General features: G+C 54.3%; 25 protein-coding genes. 18 read left to right on the top strand and 7 right to left on the bottom strand.

The annotated features are described in order from the left end of the window. The 6 genes from KNP67_RS10240 to KNP67_RS10265 are packed head-to-tail and all read left to right on the top strand — an operon-like array spanning position 1 to position 5,019. Positions 1-1,170 carry an ABC transporter substrate-binding protein gene (locus KNP67_RS10240; protein WP_131471234.1) on the top strand — a complete coding sequence of 390 codons (1,170 nt, stop codon included), beginning with the start codon at positions 1-3 and terminating at the stop codon, positions 1,168-1,170. After that, positions 1,157-1,930: an ABC transporter permease subunit gene (locus tag KNP67_RS10245; RefSeq protein WP_214756563.1), complete on the top strand. Its 774-nt coding sequence runs from the start codon at positions 1,157-1,159 to the stop codon at positions 1,928-1,930. The genes KNP67_RS10240 and KNP67_RS10245 overlap by 14 nt, the downstream gene beginning before the upstream one ends. Continuing rightward, positions 1,927-2,628 carry an ABC transporter permease gene (locus KNP67_RS10250; RefSeq protein WP_021067647.1) on the top strand — a complete coding sequence of 234 codons (702 nt, stop codon included), beginning with the start codon at positions 1,927-1,929 and terminating at the stop codon, positions 2,626-2,628. Before KNP67_RS10245 ends, KNP67_RS10250 begins: the two co-directional genes overlap by 4 nt. Then, the gene (locus tag KNP67_RS10255; protein ID WP_131471232.1) at positions 2,625-3,512 is read left to right on the top strand and encodes an ABC transporter ATP-binding protein; all 888 of its coding nucleotides are present in this window, start codon (positions 2,625-2,627) and stop codon (positions 3,510-3,512) included. Before KNP67_RS10250 ends, KNP67_RS10255 begins: the two co-directional genes overlap by 4 nt. Further along, positions 3,512-4,093, top strand: coding sequence for a CDP-alcohol phosphatidyltransferase family protein (locus KNP67_RS10260; protein ID WP_131471231.1), 582 nt, complete (start codon positions 3,512-3,514; stop codon positions 4,091-4,093). Before KNP67_RS10255 ends, KNP67_RS10260 begins: the two co-directional genes overlap by 1 nt. Next, complete coding sequence (locus KNP67_RS10265) at positions 4,090-5,019, top strand: NAD(P)/FAD-dependent oxidoreductase (protein WP_131471230.1); 930 nt, start codon at positions 4,090-4,092, stop codon at positions 5,017-5,019. Before KNP67_RS10260 ends, KNP67_RS10265 begins: the two co-directional genes overlap by 4 nt. A gap of 39 nt (positions 5,020-5,058) precedes the next feature. Here the strand turns inward: KNP67_RS10265 and KNP67_RS10270 are convergent, their stop codons facing one another. Continuing rightward, complete coding sequence (locus tag KNP67_RS10270) at positions 5,059-5,373, bottom strand: thioredoxin family protein (protein ID WP_029595313.1); 315 nt, start codon at positions 5,371-5,373, stop codon at positions 5,059-5,061. Between the two features lie 128 nt (positions 5,374-5,501). Here KNP67_RS10270 and KNP67_RS10275 point away from each other — a divergent pair, with 128 nt between their 5' ends. Continuing rightward, positions 5,502-6,041, top strand: a complete 540-nt coding sequence (locus tag KNP67_RS10275) for a PadR family transcriptional regulator (RefSeq protein ID WP_021067642.1) — start codon at positions 5,502-5,504, stop codon at positions 6,039-6,041. Positions 6,042-6,044: 3 nt separating this feature from the next. Here the strand turns inward: KNP67_RS10275 and KNP67_RS10280 are convergent, their stop codons facing one another. After that, positions 6,045-6,875 carry an aldo/keto reductase gene (locus tag KNP67_RS10280; protein WP_131471229.1) on the bottom strand — a complete coding sequence of 277 codons (831 nt, stop codon included), beginning with the start codon at positions 6,873-6,875 and terminating at the stop codon, positions 6,045-6,047. Between the two features lie 76 nt (positions 6,876-6,951). Here KNP67_RS10280 and KNP67_RS10285 point away from each other — a divergent pair, with 76 nt between their 5' ends. Both KNP67_RS10285 and fur read left to right on the top strand, forming a co-directional pair. Further along, positions 6,952-7,482 (top strand): NUDIX domain-containing protein, encoded by a 531-nt coding sequence (locus KNP67_RS10285; RefSeq protein WP_021067640.1) that lies wholly within the window; start codon positions 6,952-6,954, stop codon positions 7,480-7,482. Positions 7,483-7,594: 112 nt separating this feature from the next. Then, positions 7,595-8,074 (top strand): ferric iron uptake transcriptional regulator, encoded by a 480-nt coding sequence (fur, locus tag KNP67_RS10290; protein ID WP_016509373.1) that lies wholly within the window; start codon positions 7,595-7,597, stop codon positions 8,072-8,074. A 46-nt stretch (positions 8,075-8,120) separates the two neighbouring features. On the opposite strand, the gene KNP67_RS10295 is transcribed toward fur, so the two are convergent. The 4 genes from KNP67_RS10295 to KNP67_RS10310 are packed head-to-tail and all read right to left on the bottom strand — an operon-like array spanning position 8,121 to position 11,538. After that, on the bottom strand, positions 8,121-8,957 hold the full coding sequence (locus KNP67_RS10295; protein ID WP_214756564.1) for a Cof-type HAD-IIB family hydrolase: 837 nt from the start codon (positions 8,955-8,957) through the stop codon (positions 8,121-8,123). A 12-nt stretch (positions 8,958-8,969) separates the two neighbouring features. After that, positions 8,970-9,350, bottom strand: a complete 381-nt coding sequence (locus tag KNP67_RS10300; RefSeq protein WP_021067638.1) for a VOC family protein — start codon at positions 9,348-9,350, stop codon at positions 8,970-8,972. After that, positions 9,347-10,528 (bottom strand): MFS transporter, encoded by a 1,182-nt coding sequence (locus tag KNP67_RS10305; protein WP_214756565.1) that lies wholly within the window; start codon positions 10,526-10,528, stop codon positions 9,347-9,349. Before KNP67_RS10305 ends, KNP67_RS10300 begins: the two co-directional genes overlap by 4 nt. An 11-nt stretch (positions 10,529-10,539) precedes the next feature. Beyond that, positions 10,540-11,538, bottom strand: coding sequence for an ROK family transcriptional regulator (locus KNP67_RS10310; RefSeq protein ID WP_021067636.1), 999 nt, complete (start codon positions 11,536-11,538; stop codon positions 10,540-10,542). A 224-nt stretch (positions 11,539-11,762) separates the two neighbouring features. Between KNP67_RS10310 and xerD the strand changes: the two genes are divergently transcribed. The 6 genes from xerD (at position 11,763) to KNP67_RS10340 (ending at position 16,991) form a co-directional block, all read left to right on the top strand. Further along, positions 11,763-12,647, top strand: coding sequence for a site-specific tyrosine recombinase XerD (xerD, locus tag KNP67_RS10315; protein WP_021067635.1), 885 nt, complete (start codon positions 11,763-11,765; stop codon positions 12,645-12,647). Positions 12,648-12,670: 23 nt separating this feature from the next. Next, positions 12,671-13,837 carry a phosphopentomutase gene (gene deoB / locus KNP67_RS10320; RefSeq protein ID WP_214756566.1) on the top strand — a complete coding sequence of 389 codons (1,167 nt, stop codon included), beginning with the start codon at positions 12,671-12,673 and terminating at the stop codon, positions 13,835-13,837. Positions 13,838-13,850: 13 nt separating this feature from the next. Beyond that, the gene (locus tag KNP67_RS10325) at positions 13,851-14,660 is read left to right on the top strand and encodes a purine-nucleoside phosphorylase (RefSeq protein ID WP_021067633.1); all 810 of its coding nucleotides are present in this window, start codon (positions 13,851-13,853) and stop codon (positions 14,658-14,660) included. 28 nt (positions 14,661-14,688) lie between these two features. Continuing rightward, positions 14,689-15,990, top strand: coding sequence for a pyrimidine-nucleoside phosphorylase (locus KNP67_RS10330; RefSeq protein WP_214756568.1), 1,302 nt, complete (start codon positions 14,689-14,691; stop codon positions 15,988-15,990). A gap of 114 nt (positions 15,991-16,104) precedes the next feature. Beyond that, positions 16,105-16,545 (top strand): peptidylprolyl isomerase, encoded by a 441-nt coding sequence (locus KNP67_RS10335; protein WP_021067631.1) that lies wholly within the window; start codon positions 16,105-16,107, stop codon positions 16,543-16,545. 89 nt (positions 16,546-16,634) lie between these two features. Next, positions 16,635-16,991, top strand: a complete 357-nt coding sequence (locus tag KNP67_RS10340) for a GNAT family N-acetyltransferase (protein WP_021067630.1) — start codon at positions 16,635-16,637, stop codon at positions 16,989-16,991. A gap of 11 nt (positions 16,992-17,002) precedes the next feature. Here KNP67_RS10340 and KNP67_RS10345 read toward each other — a convergent pair whose 3' ends face one another. Beyond that, positions 17,003-17,473 (bottom strand): DUF309 domain-containing protein, encoded by a 471-nt coding sequence (locus KNP67_RS10345; RefSeq protein WP_021067629.1) that lies wholly within the window; start codon positions 17,471-17,473, stop codon positions 17,003-17,005. 78 nt (positions 17,474-17,551) lie between these two features. Between KNP67_RS10345 and KNP67_RS10350 the strand changes: the two genes are divergently transcribed. From KNP67_RS10350 to KNP67_RS10360, 3 genes are read left to right on the top strand one after another with little or no spacing between them, the layout of a single operon-like run. Next, complete coding sequence (locus KNP67_RS10350; RefSeq protein WP_058763846.1) at positions 17,552-18,319, top strand: segregation and condensation protein A; 768 nt, start codon at positions 17,552-17,554, stop codon at positions 18,317-18,319. Next, the gene (scpB, locus tag KNP67_RS10355; protein WP_021067627.1) at positions 18,297-18,890 is read left to right on the top strand and encodes an SMC-Scp complex subunit ScpB; all 594 of its coding nucleotides are present in this window, start codon (positions 18,297-18,299) and stop codon (positions 18,888-18,890) included. Before KNP67_RS10350 ends, scpB begins: the two co-directional genes overlap by 23 nt. Continuing rightward, a complete protein-coding gene (locus KNP67_RS10360; RefSeq protein WP_021067626.1) occupies positions 18,891-19,649 on the top strand; it encodes a pseudouridine synthase in 759 nt (252 codons plus the stop codon). The last annotated feature ends 76 nt before the right edge of the window (positions 19,650-19,725 follow it).

Genomic DNA, 19,725 nt, shown 5'->3' on the forward strand with positions numbered 1-19,725 from the left:
ATGCGCCGATTGAAACAGTTTGGCTTGATGCTGTCACTCATCTTCCTCGCTGCCTGCGGGACGACGCGCGCCGAAATCGCACCGACGTTCGAACAGGCGGCCGAAGAAGCGAAACAGTCGACGGTCAATTTTTATATGTGGGGAGGCGATGATGGCATCAATCGCTATATCGATGAGTATGTCGCGCCCCGCCTGAAAGAGACGTATGATGTCGAGTTGAACCGCGTCCCGATGGACACGGCCGAATTCGTGCGTCAATTGTCGCTCGACAAGCGGGCGAATCGAGAAGAAGGAACGATCGACCTCATGTGGATCAATGGAGACAATTTCCGTAACGCTGCCGAGGCGGATTTGTTGCAGGGTGACCTGCTCGGCAAAATCCCGAACGCCAAGTTATTGAACGAGGAAGCGCAAGCGACCGATGCGGGAACTCCGACTAACGGGCTCGAAGTCGCTTGGGGGAACGTGCAGTTCGTCATGCACTATGATGCGGACAAAGTCAAAAATCCGCCGACGACGTTCGACGAATTACATCGTTGGACCGAAGAAAATCCTGGCCGTTTCACGTATCCTGAAGTGACAGACTTCACAGGAAACGCGTTCGTCCGCCATCTGCTCTACGCCGAGTATGGGACTGCGGCCGGTGACGGTGAGATTCCAGACGAGTTCTGGGAGAAGCTTGCGACGTGGTCGCCGACCCTATGGAAACAAGGGACGACGTATCCGAAATCGCTGGCCCAGCTCGACCAGTTGTACGCCGCGGGTGACGTCTGGATGACGATGGGCTTCAATGAACGACGCGCCGAGGCCGAGCGTGAAAATGACGTGTTTCCTAGTGGTACACGGGCACTCGTGCTCGAACATTCGATTGCCTCGACGCATTTTCTCGCCGTTCCATTTAACGCCAAAAATCCGAACGGTGCGCTCGTGGTCATCAATGAGTTGTTGTCGCCCGAAGCCCAGCTCGCCAAACAAGACTCGACGTACTGGGGAGACGGGACGTCGCTCGATTTGACCAAACTCGATACGGCAGACCGTGACGCATTCTTAAAGCTCGATGAAGGTGTCACTTATCCTGACCCGGAACGTCTCGCCGAACGCTCGATCCCTGACTATGGGCCAGCCGTGATCGATGCGATTCGTGAGGAGTGGGACCGTGTCGCGAAGTAGTCTATGGCTTAGTCTGTTCGTTCTGGCATTACCGTTCACCGGTGTTGCTTTTCTGATTTACGAGACCATAGGGTTCGACTGGTCTGAATTGAACGACGCGGCGTGGCGTGCCAGTCTCGCCGTGTCGCTGTATGTGACAGTCGTTTCGACGGTCCTCTCACTTGTCATCGGGACGTGGCTCGCCCGTTCGGTGTATCGACATCGGTCGACGTGGCTCGCGTCACTTCTCAGGTGGCCGATGTTCATACCGCACGTCGCAGCCGCGTATTTATTTTATCTGTTGTTCTCAGGCGTCTTCCCATTCTATGGATTGATTGAGGCGAATGAACGCCACCATCTCGTCGTCATCTTCACGTATGTTTGGAAAGAAGTGCCGTTCGTGTTTTTGATGGTGATTGGGACGTATGCCCAATTGAATCGGGGTTATTTGGATATGGCGAAAACACTTCAACTCACGCCGTTTAAACAATTTAAATTGGCGGAATGGCCATTCCTCGTTAAACCGCTCCTCGATTCGTTTTGGGTGCTCGTCGCTTTTATCTCGTTTGCCTATGAAGTGCCGGCCTTGTTAGGGGTCACCTTCCCTGAACTGCTCGGGGTACTCGCCTACGAACGATTAACGACCGGGTTGTTTTTAAATGCGTACGAGTCGTATGCGGTCGCCCTCATCTGGACGCTATTCATCTTTATTGGTGTCATTAGCTCCTATGCGGTGACGGCGAAACGACGACGACGTATCGAACGGGGGGTGAGACGATGAGTCGGATTCTCACCGCTGGCTTGATCCTGTTCCCATTCATCGGGCTGTTTTTGGCGTTCCCGGCCGCGTTCAGTTGGGATGAGGCGTTCGGAAACACGGTCATCTATGTCATCATCCTCGGCTTCATCAACGTATGGCTCGGTATCGGTACGGCTTGGTGGCTTATGTTCACCGAGTCGAGATGGAAAACTTCAGTCGAATGGTTCACGTTCCTTCCACTGTTCATCCCGGTCATGGCCAGCATGTTCGGCATGTATATCGCTTTGGCGCAACTCGGCCTTGTCGGCACGCACATTGGAGTTGGCCTCGTCCTGCTCGTCACGACGTTGCCGTATTCCATCCGGCTGGCATATAACGCCATGTATGTGATTGGCCGAACGCTTCTTGAACAGACGTTGATGCTCGCCCCGTGGACCCGGTTCGGTCTCGTGCTATTCCCGCTCTTGAAAGAGACGATTCGAACGATCGTCTTGTTCTCGACGGTTATCGTCTTGAGTCAATTCGTGCTCGTTCAATTAATCGGGGCAGGGCTCGTCCCGACGGTCACAACGCGGCTTTATCAGTCCTATGCAGGCAATGACGTCTCGCTGGCGTTACAGAATACATGGGTGCTCATCCTCGTTCCGGTCCTCCTCTATCTTGGGCTCGGCGGACTGTTCGGCATCTGGATTAGATTGGTGAAAGGACGGTTGCAATGAGCTTAGTATTATCAGGCGTTCATAAACGCTTTAAAGACCGTGACGTGTTACGCGGCATTGATTTAGAAATTCCGAACGGCGAGATTCATGCTCTCGTTGGCGTGAGCGGGTCCGGGAAGTCGACGTTGCTCCGCATCATCGCAGGATTAGAGACACACGATTCCGGGACAGTGACGTGGGAGGAGACGCCGCTTGACGGAGTGCCACCTCACTTGCGCCGGATCACGATGTTGTCACAATCCCCGCTCTTGTTCCCACATTTGACGGTCGGGGAGAACGTGACACTCGCCACACCGAACCGATCGCGCCAAGAAGCAGAGGCGTGGCTCGCCCGCGTCCGGCTGCCTGGTCGCTATGACGCTGAGATTCACGAGCTTTCCGGCGGAGAACAACAACGCGTAAGCTTTTCCCGGGCACTCGCGGCTTCACCGCGGCTCATTCTGCTCGATGAGCCGTTCACGAACCTCGATCCCGAGCTCAAATACGAGTTGCAACGTTTGATTCGCGACCTCGTTCGTGAACTTGGATTGACGGCGCTCCTCGTGACGCATGACCGGGAAGAAGCGATGCTCGTCGCTGACCGGGTGACCCTGGTCGAAGCGGGGCTCGTCCGCGCGAGCGGCACCCCACAAGCGTTATCCGAGACGGAATCGACGTTCGGCGACTTTATCGAACTGGGTGGCAGTCTGTATCCCTCGCTTCATATCGAGGTGACGGACTCCCCGACGGACGAGACGGTCGTGCTGATCCGGTCGTTCACGCGATTCGGGCATCGTCTCGGCGAATATCGCCGCGGCCAGGGGGACTACGTCATCTTGCCACGGGATGAATCGTTCCGAGACGGTGAGACGTATTATTTACGTAAGAGACAAGGAGGAATATGATGTTAGACACATACGGTAGCCGGTTCGTTCGTCCCGTCATCGAACGTGGGGCCGATCGGTTCTTGAAATGGAAGTTCACCCCGAATGAGGTGACCGTCCTCGGGGGAATCATCGGCGTTTCGGTCGGTCTCTTCATTTACAACGACATGCTGTGGACGGCCGTCTTGCTATTATGGGTGTCCGGTCTGTTCGACGTCCTCGATGGGACGATGGCGCGTCGCTCGCAAAAAACTAGCTTCGGGACGGTACTCGATCTCGTGTTCGACCGCATCGTCGAGATTGCCGTCGTCATCGCGCTCGCCTTACGCCATCCGGAGCATATGCCGGTCTTTCTGCTGTTGCTCGGGTCGTTCGTCGTGGCGATGACATTGTTCCTCGCCGTTGGGGCGAGCAGCTCCCGTCGGTCGGAGAAGTCGTTTTATTACCAACCTGGTATTTTAGAACGGACGGAATGCTTCATCTTGTTCACGCTCATGATTTTATTCCCGACATGGATTGGCGTCATCGCGACGATTTTCCTCGTCCTTGAAGTGTCGACCATTTTACAGCGGTTGTTAGAAGCGCGGCGGATTTTACGATGAAGCCGCGTCTCGTCCTCGTCGGACTCGGTCACGGGCAACTTGAGATTCTCGCTCGGCTCGACGCGCTCCATGAACGGTATGACGTCCAGTATATCGGGGGACGCGAAACGATATACACGGGCGCGTTCCCGCAAGTGATCGCCGGGGAGATGGAATCGGCGACGACACGGTTGCGCCCTGATGTCACGCCGGTCGCCAATCGCCTCATCGGGCTCGATCCGGATGCCCGAATCGTCGAGACCGAACACGGGCAAGTCGGATATGATCTCCTCGTGCTCGCGACCGGTGCGAAAAGTCGTGGACTCGGGACGGGCCTCAAACCGATGACGTCATATGTGTTGGACGACATTGTCAACAGTGAGGCGGTCACCGTCGTCGGCGGTGGCAAGGCCGGGGTCGAGCTCGCCTTCGCATGCATCCGACAAAAGCGACGCGTGACATTGTATGCGCGTCGCCTGTTGCCTGAACTTCCACGGCGCGTCGCTCAGCGTATGGCACGTCGTCTCGTCCGGAGCGGCGTGACGATCATCCTGGGCCCGTTCCAACCCGGACAAGGGGACGGACTCGTCTTGGATGCGACCGGTGTCGTCGCCGACGACTGGTGGTCAGCGGCCGGACTGGCGGAAGAAGCGGCGTTCATCGAGACCGAAGACGATTTACGGCACCCGGTCTATCGCGATATCTTTGTTACGGGCGATATGGCAGCCCGATTGAACGGCGGCGTCGATGCCGTCCGCTCGGGCCGACACGTCGCACGTCTGCTGCTGGGCACAAAGCGGCCGTTCAAATCACGGACATCGCTCAACATCTTGCTGACGACTCCGGGACAAGCACTCTTGACGTACGGGAAGTTGACGTGGCACGGGCGGTTACCGTTTTGGTTGAAACGGACAATCGACCGACGCTACGTCGAACGATTTACTTGAAAGAACGAAAAAAGACGACCATGACGGTCGTCTTTTTGTTTAGTCGTTCAACGTATCGAGGAACGAGCGGATTTGCATCTCTGTCTTGGCGTTCGCCGAGTGGAGATGCTCTTGTTTGACGCCTTCTTTATAGAAGAGAAGCGAGGGAATGCCCCGTACTTCTTGCGCGTCCGACAGTTCCGGCAATTCGTCGCGGTCGACGACGTACCAGTTGAACTGTGGGTAGTCTTTGACGAGCTCGTCGACGTACATGTCGAGTCGACGGCAGTCAGGGCACCATGACGTCGTGAAGACGACCATGCCTTTATCTTGAATGGCTTCTTGGAATTGCTGATCGGATTGAATCGGTTTCATAAAAAATCTCTCCCTTCACGTATATTGTCTGTGTAATCGCAATGGGCGTCAACCGATTGGCATTCTCGGTCGCGCTGCAATATGTGATACACTAATAAAAATAGAACCGCAAGGGATAGGTGATGGTTATGGCGTTACGTCATGCACTACTCGGGTTATTGACCCATCAACCCGCTACCGGCTATGCCTTGAACGCGACGTTCAAAGCGCAAATGATTCATTTTTGGCACGCCCATCATACACAGATTTACCGTGAACTGTTAAAAATGGAAGACGAAGCACTCGTCTCCTCTGAGCATGTGGCCCAACATGATTTACCGGACAAAAAGATTTACTCGATCACCGACACGGGACGTCAAGAGTTGATCGACTGGTTGCGGCAACCGACCTCGTACCAACCGAAAATGAAAGACGAGAACTTGCTCCGGGTCAGCCTGTTGCAGTTGCTCCCGCTCGACGAGGCGATTCGCTACGTCGAAGAGACGAAAGCGCATCACGAGCAAGTCGCCCATCAAATCCGGGCGTTTCAAGCGGCCCATCAGTCTGAGGCCGATACGCTCGGCTATTTACTGACGAGCGAGTATGCGATTCGGATGATGGAAAACTACGCCGGTTGGGCCGATTGGGCCATCGAACAAATGAAACAACGTGACACCGATGCGACCTGACGTTCAGGTCGCATGTTTTGTGTAGGGGTGAATAGGCAGCCGTGCCAACAGCTCATCAAGTTTGTCCGAATCGACGTCGGCTTGATTGGCGGCAATCAATTCGTTCAATTGATCGACCGAAGAGGCACCCGGCAGGACGACGGCACACGTTCGTTTCGCGGCGGCAAGGGCGTAAGCTTGAATCGGCGTCGGGATTGTCGGCAACACGTCGCGTAACTCTGATGCAGTCCATGCTTCGAAGCCTTTGTCCGTCAAGCGCTCGGACCACTCGGCGGTCAATAGTCCTTTGGCGAGCGGTCCGCGCCCGACAATCGGGATATCGAGGTCGAGTGATTCGACGCGACGATCGAGCAACGAATATGGTGTCATCAAGACGTCGAGTTCACCGTGCTCGAGCCAATAGCGAATGACGTTCGGACGAATCGAGGACAGTCCGATTTGTCGGACGACCCCGGCTTGTTTTTGCCGGCGCATGAAGGCGATTGTCTCATCGAGGTCGTCCTCGATCGTGCCGCCATGGACGTAATATAAATCCAAATAGTCAGTCTGGAGACGTTCGAGCGAATCGGCGAGCGCCTGCTCCAAATACGCGGCGCTCGGATCCCAGCGCATCCCATCCTCCGTTCGCACGTTCCCGCCCTTGCTCGTCAAGAACAGTTCGTCCCGGCGTCCGGCAAACGTCGAACCGACTAGACGTTCCACCTCGAAGTGATTGTAGACGTCGGCCGTATCGAAATGCCGAATCCCAGCGTCGTAGGCGGCCTCTAGAATCCGACGACCTTCTGCTTCCCCGTGTTTTAAAATCGACATGGTTCCTAATCCTAACTCTGCCATTGATAATTCCTCCTTGTTCCGTCTGACGATATGAATCATAATCACAGTATATAGGAAAAGTGAGGGGTACATACAAATGGAAGAGAAAACGATTGAACGGGAAGTCATTTACGAAGGAAAGATCTTTAACGTTGAGAAACACGTCGTCTCGCTCCCGAACGGAGGGACTTCGGTCCGCGAGCTCGTCTATCATAACGGGGCCGTCGCCGTCCTCGTCGTCGATGAAGACGATCGCATCGTCCTCGTCGAGCAGTACCGGAAAGCGTTTGAATCGATGTCACTCGAGATTCCGGCCGGTAAATTAGAAGTCGGTGAGGAACCGCTCGCGAGCGCGAAGCGCGAACTCGAAGAAGAGACCGGTTATACGGCCGAGACGCTCGAAAAAATCTTCTCATTTTACGGGGCACCCGGTTTTTGTAGTGAACGGGTCGATGTCTATGTCGCCCATGGCTTGACGGCCGGTACGATGAACCTTGATGAGGACGAGTTTTTACAAGTCCAACGCTTCACGTTCGACGAGGCGGTCGACTTGCTGGCGAGTGGACGCATCACTGACGCGAAGACGATTATGGCGATTCAGTGGTGGCAATTATCTAAATTGAAATGATTCTAAACTAGAGTGAGTTATGTTACACTTACATAGGAATCATTTTAATTTGAAAAACCGGACGAACTTCGGTATGCTTTGAATAGTGAATTATGCTAAGAGGGGGCGCCTTATGGAAACGCGAATTGAACGGATCAAACAGCAATTGAGCGCCAAAGGATATAAATTGACACCGCAACGAGAATCAACTGTCCGGATTCTACTTGAGAATGAGACGGACCATTTGAGCGCAGAGAACGTGTTCATGCTCGTCAAAAGCATCGCACCGGAAATCGGGCTCGCGACCGTCTATCGGACGCTGGAGCTATTGACGGAGCTCGGTGTCGTCGACAAAGTCAACTTCGGTGACGGCGTCGCCCGTTTCGACCTCAGACCAGAAGGCGCGAACCATTCGCACCATCATCTCGTCTGTGTCGAGTGCGGTTCGGTCGAGGAGATCATGGAAGACTTGCTCGTCGACGTCGAGAAGAAAGTCGAAAGCAAATACGAATTTTTAATCAAAGATCATCGCTTGACGTTTCACGGCATCTGTAAAGTTTGCCAAGCCAAAGGCGTCACGCTCGAGGGTCATAAAGCAGTCATCAACGGATAAAGCAAGACAGGCAGCCCCTCAAAGGCTGCCTGTCTTTTATATGTCGTCACGTCGTCAAGTAACGGGACAAGACGGTGGCAATCCCGTCTTCATTGTTCGATGTCGTCACTTCCGTGGCGATGGTCAAGATGTCCTCGACGGCGTTGCCCATGGCGACGCCGATGCCGGCATACTCGATGATCGACCGGTCGTTATGCCCGTCACCGAACGCGATGACACGGTCGCGGCTGATCCCGATGTTTTGGAACACATGGTCGAGCGCCCGGGCCTTGTCGATGCCGAGATCTGTGAACTCGTAGTACATGGCGGCCGTGAACATGCCGGTGACGCGGTCCGTGAACGGTCCGGCGAGAGAAGCGGCATGCGCCTGCAGATAGTCAGGTTGTCCCGCGACGAGAATCTTATAGACGGGGAAATGGATGGCGTCGGCGAGACGGGGTGCTTCCCGTAATCGGAACCGACCGCCGCGCGACTCATACTCAATAATATTGAACGGCTCACCGTTCAACTCGAGCATGCCGTTGAAGACGTCATTGACATACATATACGTCTCGTCATTGATCATCGGAATGACGTCGAAGCCGGTCAAATGATCCAAAATGGCACGAGCGTCGTTCGGATGAATCGCCTGTTCGAACAATGTTTCATTCGTCGCAGCATCCGTGACGCACGCCCCGTTCGAGGAGACGATGAGTCCCCCGTATTCATGCAGTCTGAGCTCTTCGGCGAACGGTTCGATGCTCCGTTTCGGCCGGCCGGAGGCGAGTACGACTTTTTTGCCTTCCGCCTGGAGGTCGAGCAATATCTGTTTCGTGCGCGGTGAAATCATCTTCTGGTCGGTCAATAACGTTCCGTCAAGGTCGAGTAAAATCGCCTGAATCATCGTCTCATCTCCTTAAATCGTCAATTCAAGTTTATTTTGTTCGGGGTCGAGCAGGACACTTTCATAATAACCGTCTCCCGTCGTCCGCGGTCCGTCGATGAGCGGATACCCGTCGACTTCGAGTCGTCGTGTCAACGCATCGACCGCCTCTTTGCTACCGAGCGCGAACGCGATATGCGCGTAGCCAATCGTTTCGCGTGGTGTGCCTTGGACGTCCGGGCGTCGCATCAACTCGAGCCGGCATGTCGAATCAGGGAACGTCAAAAAATAGGATTCGAACTGTTTTTGTTCGTTCGTATACTTGTCGTTCGCAGTTGCCCCGAGGTACGTCTCGTAGAAGCGGCGCATCGGTTCGAGGTCGTTCACCCATATGGCGATGTGTTCGATTTTCATGTGAGTTCCTCCTTTGATGGTTGGTGCATGATCAAGTTCAAGCGTTCCGTGTTCAAGAGCATCCCGAGCATGATCAAGACGGTCACGAGCGGGAATAGGCCGAGCGACGTCTGAGACACGATGAGTCCGAATAGCGGTGGCAGGAACGTGCTGCCCGTGTAGGCGAACGCCATCTGGAAGCCCATCAACCGTTTTGCCCGTTCCTTCCCGAACCGCTGCGGCGTCTCATGAAGCATGCTCGGGTAAATCGGGGCCAAGCCTAGCCCGATACAAATCAATCCGATCATCATCGCTCCGGTCGCCGGAATGAGAAACACGAGGCTACCGATTAAAGCGAAGGTTTGCCCGAGCCGAATCATTTGTCGATTCGTGAAGCGGAACGAGAGGAACCCGCTCAGGAAGCGACCGAGCGTGATGCTGCCGTAATAGATTGAAACCCACGTCGCGGCCGTCGCGACAGAGAACTGTTTCATCTGGACGAGATAACTGCTGGCCCACAGGCCGATGAGCGCCTCAATCCCACAATAGAGCAGGAACGTGGCCAGCGCATACGAGAGGCCTTTCGGCATCTTTCGTTCGAGCGCGGCCGCAGCCGTCTCTTGTCGTTCGAGCGTGGAGGGCTCCGTTTTGATTTCGCGCTTCCAAAGCGGGAACGACAGGAGCAGGAGGAAGGCGAGCGCGAACTGAATCAACGCGACGATTAAATAGCCGTCACGCCAACCGCTCTCCGTCAAGACACCGGCCATGACGAGCGGTCCGCCCGTCGCTCCGACGCCCCAGAAACAATGGAGCCAGTTCATATGGTGCGCCTGATAGTTTTCTGCGACGTAATGGTTGAGCGCGGCATCGACCGCCCCGGCACCAAGTCCGAGTGGAATCGATAGGACGAACAGCCAAATCAAGGACGGGGCCGCGTAAAAGCCGAGCAGGCACATTGCCGTCACGAGTCCGGAGCCGAACGTGACTTGCTTCGTATCGAAACGTTCGAGCAACCTACCGCTGAGTAGGCTCGATAAAATCGTGCCTGCAGCAATGGTCATAAAAATCCATCCGGCCATCGAGATCGGGGCGTTGAACTCGACGTGCATCAACGGCCAACTGACACCGAGCAAGGCGTCGGGCAGGCCAAGACTGATAAAGGCAATGTAAATCACGGTCAATAATAAAAATCCTGTCATAATTCACCTCTTCAAATCGATTCAAGGATCAACCCGACGCAACGTCGAGCTAAGCCTGCGAAATAATCTTCCTCCCATATGCCGATCAATAAATCTGGGGTGTGAGCCGCCGGAATATGACGCTGGCAGGCGTGCCGAATCCCCTCCAACTCGGTATCGACGAGATCGACGTCCGAAAAAATGATGGCGTGCGGATTGAGCGTCGCGGTGAAGGTCGCGACGAGCCGACCGAGCGCATCGAGCGCGGCGTCCGACAATGGGGCCGGGGCCGACCGCTCACTCGCTATCCGGTCATGAAACGTCGAGTCGTCATAGAGCGGTAGAAACGAGATCTCCCCGCTGAACCCGGTCTTTCCACGGATGAGCTGTCCGTTGATGAGTATCCCGGCACCGGGTCCGTTTTTTCCCAGATAGATGTAGACGATTGACTGGTCGCCAGTGAGTTCGTGCGTGTGTCCGTATCCATAGACAGCCGCGTTCATGTCGTTCTCGATGACGGCAGGGCGAGCGGTGCGTGACTCGACCCAATGTTTCAAGTCGAGGTGTGCGAACGTCGTATAGTCCGGGGCGAAGATGACCGTCCCGTCCGCGACGGCCGCCGCGACACCGATGGAGATCGCACTCACGTCGGAGGTCTGGTCCAACTGTCGATCGAGTACCGCACCGAGCGCACCAAGGTGGTCCCCGTCTAGAATCATTTGCGTCCCGTCGTCAATCGTTGCGCCTTTGCAATCGATGAGACGATAGCGGACTACCGTCTTCTCGACGTATAGCGTCAATCCGTGCGTGAACCTCTCATTATAGATGTAACGTTTGGCAGGGCGTCCGCCGCGTGAGTCCTCAAATCCGTGTTCGAACACTTCACCGGCTTGCATCAACTGCTCTAACTGCTTCTTGACGGTCGGAAAGCTGAGCCGGGTCGCCTCCGAGATGGCGGCGACGGTCGAGCGGCCGTTCAAGACGAGTTGCCGTCTGACGGCGACCGTCAGATTAGTAGTGGTCTGGTCCATGGACGACTCCTTCCTAACTTTTTAAATTGGTTTAATAAGTCGACTTGAGTGTACCAAATCGTGACGAGATTCGTAAGCCCCCAATCGGAAGGAAAGCGTAAAAACCTCACCAAAATCCGTCACAAAAAAGCTTTAAAAAAATGAGGTCAGACGTCTTCACAACGGTTTACATAAGTGATATGATGTAAGCGTATTCAGGTGTAACGAGAAAGGAGGGGGATGTCATGCGTTCGCAAGTCGAGTCATTTTTGCAGTACATGACGGTAGAAAAACGAATGTCAACGAACACGAGACAAGCCTATGCGAGCGATTTGACCCAGTACTTATCGACGTTGACCCAACTCGGGGTGACCGAATGGAATGAAGTCACGCGGGCACATATCGTCAAACATATGGAAGAGTTGTCGCAAGCCGGTCGGGCCGCCTCATCATTGCGGAGGGCCGTCAGTTCGATTCGGACGTTCCATCATCATTTAAAGATGACGGGTGGGGCAACGACTGACCCGGCGCTCTATTTAGAGACGCCGAAAGCAGAGCGCCATCTGCCGGACACGTGGTCGCAAGACGAAGTCGAGCGGTTACTCGACAGCGTTCCGACGTCAGACCCGCTTGCGCTGCGCGATCGGGCCATGCTCGAACTGCTCTACGGCACGGGCATGCGCGTCAGTGAACTTCTTGGGCTCGATTTGGATGATTTACAGTTCGAATTGGGGTATCTACAGTGTGAAGGCAAAGGCGAGAGTGCCCGGATTATCCCGGTGTCATCGGTCGCCCAGAGTTTTGTCGAACGCTATATCCAGCAGGCGCGTAACGGGCTCGGTGGTCGGGAGACCGAGGCGTTGTTCTTGAACGGACGTGGCGGCCGGCTCAGTCGTCAAGGATTCTGGAAGATGATTAAACGACGGGCCAAAGAGGCTGGCATTCAAAAAGAGATCACGCCGCACGTACTCCGGCATTCGTTCGCGACACACTTGCTTGAGAACGGCGCCGACCTTCGGGCCATTCAACAGATGCTCGGGCATGCAGACCTCTCCACGACTCAAATTTACACACATGTCAATAAGGCACGACTTCATGATGTCTATCGAAAACATCACCCGCGTGCGTAACGACACCAAAGGAGGAACTTTTTGTGAAGAAATTTAAACGTATTTTCTTGGTCGTCATGGACTCGGTCGGAATCGGGGAGTCCCCGGATGCCGATCAGTTCGGTGACGTCGGTTCGGACACGCTCGGACATATCGCCCGTGAGCACGGTGGTTTAAACATGCCGCACATGGGCCGTCTCGGCTTGTCGAATATTAAACCGATTGAAGGAATCGAATCATCGGAGACGCCTAGCGCCTACGGACGCATGGAAGAGATTTCAGCAGGTAAAGACACGATGACCGGCCATTGGGAGATCATGGGCCTTCATATCGATACGCCGTTTCGCGTCTTCGAAGAGTTCCCGGATGACTTGATCAATCGTCTCAAAGAGTTCAGCGGTCGCGACATCATCGGTAATAAGCCGGCATCAGGCACAGAGATTTTGGATGAGCTCGGTGAAGAACACGTCAACACGGGCGCCTTGATCGTCTACACGTCGGCTGATTCGGTGCTTCAAATCGCGGCGCATGAAGAAGTCGTCCCGCTCGACGAGTTGTATCGCATCTGCGAATACGCCCGTGAAATCACGCGCGAAGACCCGTACATGCTCGGTCGCATCATCGCCCGCCCGTTCCTCGGAACACCTGGCGCTTGGGTCCGTACGTCGAACCGCCACGACTATGCGCTCAAACCGTTCGGCAAGACGGTCATGAACACGCTCGAGACGGCCGGGAAAGACGTGATCGCCCTCGGGAAAATCAGCGATATTTACGACGGCGAAGGCGTCACGAAAGCGATTCGGACGAAGTCGAACATGGACGGGATGGACAAGCTTGTCGAATCGCTCGATGAAGACTTCGAAGGACTCTGCTTCTTGAACCTCGTTGACTTTGACGCACTCTTCGGTCACCGCCGTGACTCAGAAGGCTATGCGATCGCGCTTGAAGAGTATGACGCCCGTCTACCAGAAGTGATGGAGAAGTTGCGTGAAGACGACTTGCTCATCATCACGGCCGACCACGGGAACGATCCGACGGCACCAGGCACGGACCATACGCGTGAATACGTGCCGCTCATCGTTCATCATCACGGCGCGACAGCAGTCGACCTCGGGATTCGAGGAACGTTCGCCGACATCGGCGCCACAGTCGCGGATAACTTCGATGTCGATGCACCAGTACACGGAAAGAGTTTCTTAAACGAAATTTGAGGAGGCACTACTCATGGTAAATTGGAACGAAACAAAGGCATTTTTACAGGAACGCATGAACGGAACACCAGAAATCGGACTCATCCTCGGCTCAGGACTCGGCGTCCTCGCTGATGAAATTGAAAACGCGGTCAAAATCCCTTACGAGGACATCCCGCACTTCCCGGTATCGACCGTCGAAGGACACGCTGGACAACTCGTCTTCGGTGACCTCGAAGGAAAACGCGTCGTCGCGATGCAAGGACGATTCCATTTCTATGAAGGTTACTCGATGGAACAAGTCACGTTCCCGGTCCGCGTCCTCAAATTGATCGGTGTCGAGACGCTTATCGTCACGAACGCGGCTGGTGCTTGCAATGAGTCATTCAACCCGGGCGATTTGATGATCATCACGGATCACATCAACTTCTTCGGCACGAGCCCGCTCATCGGCAAGAACGCGAGCGACTTCGGGACACGTTTCCCAGATATGTCAGAAGCGTACGATAAAGAGCTCGTCACGTTGACGGAAGGTGTCGCTGCGAAGCTCGGCCTCTCGATTCAAAAAGGCGTCTATTTCGGAAACACAGGTCCGACATACGAGACACCAGCTGAAGTGAAGATGGCACGCCTCCTCGGCGGCGACGTCGTCGGCATGTCGACGGTACCTGAAGTCATCGTGGCCCGTCATTCGGATATGCGTGTGCTCGGCATCTCGTGCGTGTCGAACATGGCAGCCGGGATTTTAGATCAACCGCTCAACCATGAAGAGGTCATCGAGACGACAGAACGCGTCCGCCAAGACTTCCTTTCACTCGTACGCGGCACGATTCAAAGCATGTAACCACTACCCAATTAGGAGGACGAAACTTATGCGCATGGTCGATTTGATTTTGAAAAAACGTAACGGTGGCGAATTAAACGAAGAGGAGATTCGCTTCATCATCGAAGGCTTCACGAACGAGACGATTCCTGATTATCAGATGTCGGCCCTTTCAATGGCGATTTACTTTAACGGCATGACAGAGAAAGAGACGGCAGCCTTGACGATGGAGATGGTCAAGTCTGGTGACGTCATCGATCTTTCGAACATCCAAGGTAAAAAAGTCGATAAACACTCGACCGGCGGTGTCGGTGACAAAATCAGCTTAATCGTCGCTCCGCTCGTCGCGTCAATCGGCATTCCGGTCGCGAAGATGAGCGGGCGCGGTCTCGGCCACACGGGCGGGACAATCGATAAGCTCGAATCGTTCCCTGGCTTCAACGTCGAGTTGACGGAAGAACAGTTCACGAAGCAAGTAAACGATATCAAGATGTCAATCATCGGTCAGACGGGTAACTTGACGCCTGCCGACAAACGTCTTTACGCACTCCGTGACGTGACGGCGACGGTCGATTCAATCCCGCTCATCGCGAGCTCGATCATGTCGAAGAAAATCGCGGCCGGTGCCGACAGCATCGTCCTCGACGTCAAGACGGGTTCAGGCGCGTTCATGAAGTCGTTCGATGATGCAAAAGCGCTCGCTGAAGAGATGGTCGCCATCGGGAAGAACGTCGGCCGTCAAACGGTCGCCGTCATCACGGACATGGACCAGCCGCTCGGTTTCGAAATCGGGAACGCGAATGAAGTGAAAGAAGCGATCGAAGTCCTATCGGGCAAAGACGTGAACGACTTGAAGACGATTGCCCTCACGATCGCCGGCCATATGGCTGTACTTGGCGAGTTCTATCCAACGTTCGACGAGGCGTACGCTGACCTGGAGAAACGGATGGCGGATGGTCATGCCCTCGAAGTGTTCCGTCAGTTCGTAGCGGCACAAGGTGGCGACGCGTCGCTCGTCGATGACTTGTCGAAACTTCCGCAAGCGAAGTATGAGACGACGTTCGTCGCGAAACAAGCGGGTTACGTCGAGTCGATTATCGCTGACGAAGTCGGTGTGGCAGCGATGCTCCTCGGCGCAGGTCGGGCGACAAAAGATGATCAGCTCGACTTTGCGGCCGGTATCACGCTCGAGAAGAAAGTCGGTGACAAGGTCGAAGCCGGTGACGTGATCGCCGTGCTCCGTTCGAACAAAGAAGATATGACGTCTGCGCTCGAGCGGATGGACCACGCGTATACGATCGGTGCGACAGAGCCGACGGCCCGTCCACTCGTCCACGCTGTCATCCAGTAAGTAGCAAGTCAGAACGTCTGTTTCCACAAAATAGTGGAGACAGACGGTTTTTTTTGATAGAATGGGCAATGTGTGAGTGAGAAAGACAATATGAACATAAAGGGGTAACTTGATATGAAAAAAGGATCAATGAAATTAGAGAACGGCGAAATGATCGAATTCGATTTGTTCCACGATGCGGCACCGATCACGGTTGAAAACTTCGAGAAGCTCGCGAACAGCGGTTTCTATAACGGTTTGACATTCCACCGGGTCATCCCAGGCTTCGTCAGCCAAGGCGGCTGCCCAGAAGGCACAGGCATGGGCGGCGCAGGCTACACGATCCCATGTGAGACGTCGACGTCATTCCCGTACAAGCATGAAGCCGGTTCGCTCTCAATGGCGCACGCTGGACGCAACACGGGCTCGTCACAGTTCTTTATCGTCCATGAGCCACAACCGCACCTTGATGGCGTCCACACGGTCTTCGGAAAAGTGACGTCTGGCCTCGAGCACGCGGTCAAACTTCGTCAAGGCACGAAGATGGCCGAAGTCAAAGTTTGGGACGAGAATTGATTTCTGCCTGAATGTTATGACAAAATGAGCCATGTCTCTCACGTGTTCACTTAGTGAAACATGAATGACTAAAGGTGGTGAAACCAGCGATGCTGGTGAAATATAAACAATCGTACGAAAAGACGGCGATGGGCTTGCTCGCGTTCTCATGTAGCGACAAATCTCCGCTCGCCTTGCTCGAACTCGTCCGGTCCTACGAAGAAGACCCTGCCAAATTCCTTTATCTCTGGAGAGTCGGGGAAGACTTCGTCGGGATTATCGGGATGGAGCAACAAGAGACGACGATGTTCATCCATCATATTGCGCTGTCTCCGTCGTTCCGTGGCGAGAAACGTTCCTATGAACTGCTCGATGAGACCCGGAACTTATTGCCGCTCGACTTGAAGCTCGTCGGTCAAGGCAAGACCGGGGACTTGCTCGATAAATGGAATCAAGTCGTCATCTAAAAAAGCTAGGCTCAGCGCCTAGCTTTTTTGCGTGCCTCGAGCGCCCGGAGCCGCTCGGTGACGACCGGTGTCCGGTCTCGATACATATGTTTATGGACGAGCTCGTCAAACGTGAGCGCGGTCGGTTCGAATGTCGGTTTCAAGCGCTCGATTTGTCGGCGCGTCGATTTGTCGAGCGGCAACGTCTCGGGGAGCGGCCAACACTCCAAATCCTTGGCGAACGTTTCCACATCGATGCCGTGCCCCTCGAGCTCGGTCGCGGCCAGCCCAAGTTTCTGTTGTAACGCCGCGATGCTCTTTTTCGCCCCGGCTGTATTGCCGCGGCGGGCATGGTAATGGGCGACGGCGTACTGAATCAAGGCGGCGTAACCTAAATCTTGACGGCCTCCGTCTTGCCATGCTTCCTCGAGCACTTCGTGGCATTCGAAATAATCGGCATGGCATTCAAACAAGAGCGTATACTGGATTAAAGGCGTTGACATCAAATTTCTCCTTTCGTGGTCACGGTACTACAAAACATGTTATACTAAAGCGCAAAAATGTAAATGGCAGGTGTCTCTATGGAAGCGTACAACGTCAAAATCGATACGTTCGAAGGTCCGCTCGACTTGTTGCTCCACTTGATCGGCAAGATGGAGCTCGACATCGCGGACATCTCTGTCTCCGAGGTCACGGACCAGTATGTCGCCTTTATCCGGACGATGCAAAAATTTGAGCTCGATGTGGCCAGTGAGTATTTGGTCATGGCGGCGACGTTGCTCCAATTGAAGAGCAAGCAGCTGTTGCCACCGGTACCGGTCGAAGAGGATGACATTCCTGACTTCGGCGAAGAACCGACCCGCGAAGGGTTGATTCGACAGTTGATTGAATATAAGGCCTATAAAGAAGCGGTCGTGTTCATGCGCGAGCAGGAAGAGTCTCGGCTCGAACTGTACAGCCGTCCGGGCGAAGATTTGACGCGCTATATGTCCGACCTCGTCCAACCGTACGACGGACCGCTCAACTTCTCGGACTTGTTGCACGCCTATTCGAAGATGGTCGAGCGCAAGCGGTGGAAAGAACGCCGCAAGAAGACGATCAAACGCGAAGAACGGACGCTGGAGGAGCAGATGACGCGGTTGCACGAGCATGTCTCGGCAGCAGGGACGACCTCGTTCTTTTCGTTTTTTGAAGAGCGGCCCGATGTCTCCGACCTCGTCGTCACGTTCATGGCGTTGCTTGAGCTAATCAAGTTGCGTGTCGTCACGACCAAACAAGAAGAACGGGACATTCAAATCTCGTTCGTCGAATCATCAAAGGAAAGGAATGAAGCCGTTGCTGTCTTATGAAACGATTATTGAGAGTCTACTGTTCGTCGTCGGCGAAGAAGGGATGGAAGTGCGTGCCCTCGCGGATACGCTCGACATTTCGGAAGCCGCCGCCCGAGAACAGTTGAGTAAGCTAGAAGTATCGTTTAAAGACTCCGGTCGCCCGTTCCAATTGATTGAATCGGCGGGCGTGTACAAGCTCGTGACGGTCCCCGAGGTATCCGAGTATATTCAGCGTTACGTCGGCACGATGGCCGAACAAGCGTTGTCTCGGGCCGCGATGGAGACGCTCGTCATCATCGCGTACAAGCAACCGGTCACCCGGGCCGATATCGAAGAAGTTCGGGGCGTCAAAGTCGAACGCGTCATTCATACGCTGTTATCAAAAGGTTTGATTGAGTCGGCAGGCCGGGCCAAGACGATCGGACGGGCCAAGTTGTACCGCACGACCGAGCATTTCCTGGACCATTTCGGGTTTAATTCACTTGATGAATTGCCCCCATTAACGTTTGAAGACGAGCTCTCGGACGAAGGCGATTTGTTCTTCGGCCAGCCGTCTGCGATTATGCAAGATAGATTGGAGAATGAATAAATGGAACGTTTACAAAAAGTGATTGCCCAAGCAGGTGTCGCCTCACGGCGCAAAGCCGAAGAAATGATTTTAGATGGACGGGTCCGCGTCAACGGGAAAGTCGTGCGCGAACTCGGGACGAAAGTCGGACCGAAGTCTGAAGTCGAAGTCGACGGTGTGAAAATCGAACAAGAAGAGCATGTCTACTATGTCCTCTACAAGCCGAGCGGTTACGTCTCGACGGTCGAAGACGATAAAGGTCGTAAAGTCATCACCGACCTCGTCCCACCCGGATCACGTGTCTTCCCGGTCGGACGTCTCGACTATAACACGACGGGACTCATCATCTTGACGAACGATGGAGAGTTCTCGAACATGATGACCCATCCGAAGTTCAAAATCCCGAAACGCTATGTGGCGAAAGTGAAGAACATTCCTTCGTATATCGCGATGAAACAACTCGAGTCGGGCGTCGAGCTCGATGACGGATATAAGACGGGCAGTGCCCAAGTGAAGATGAAGACGGTCGACCATAAGAAAAACTCGGCCATTCTAGAAATCGTCATCTCGGAAGGCCATAACCGTCAAATCCGCCGCATGCTCGAAGCAGTCGGTTCGGAAGTCATCAAATTGAAGCGCGAACAGTTCGGTTTCTTGACGCTCGACGGTCTCACGACGGGCGAATGGCGTGAACTGTCACGCAAAGAAGTATCCAAGTTGCGTGAACTTGCCAACCCGACCGTACCCCCTGTACAACGAGGCAAGAAAAAGAAAAAATAACAACTAAAAAATCGTCCTGAGATAGGATGATTTTTTAGTTTGTGGAGATTGTGTGACAAAAAGATGAAAAAAGTCT

Origin of the sequence: Exiguobacterium sp. s157 (assembly GCF_018618205.1) — a bacterium.
GTDB classification, from domain to species: Bacteria; Bacillota; Bacilli; order Exiguobacteriales; family Exiguobacteriaceae; genus Exiguobacterium; species Exiguobacterium chiriqhucha.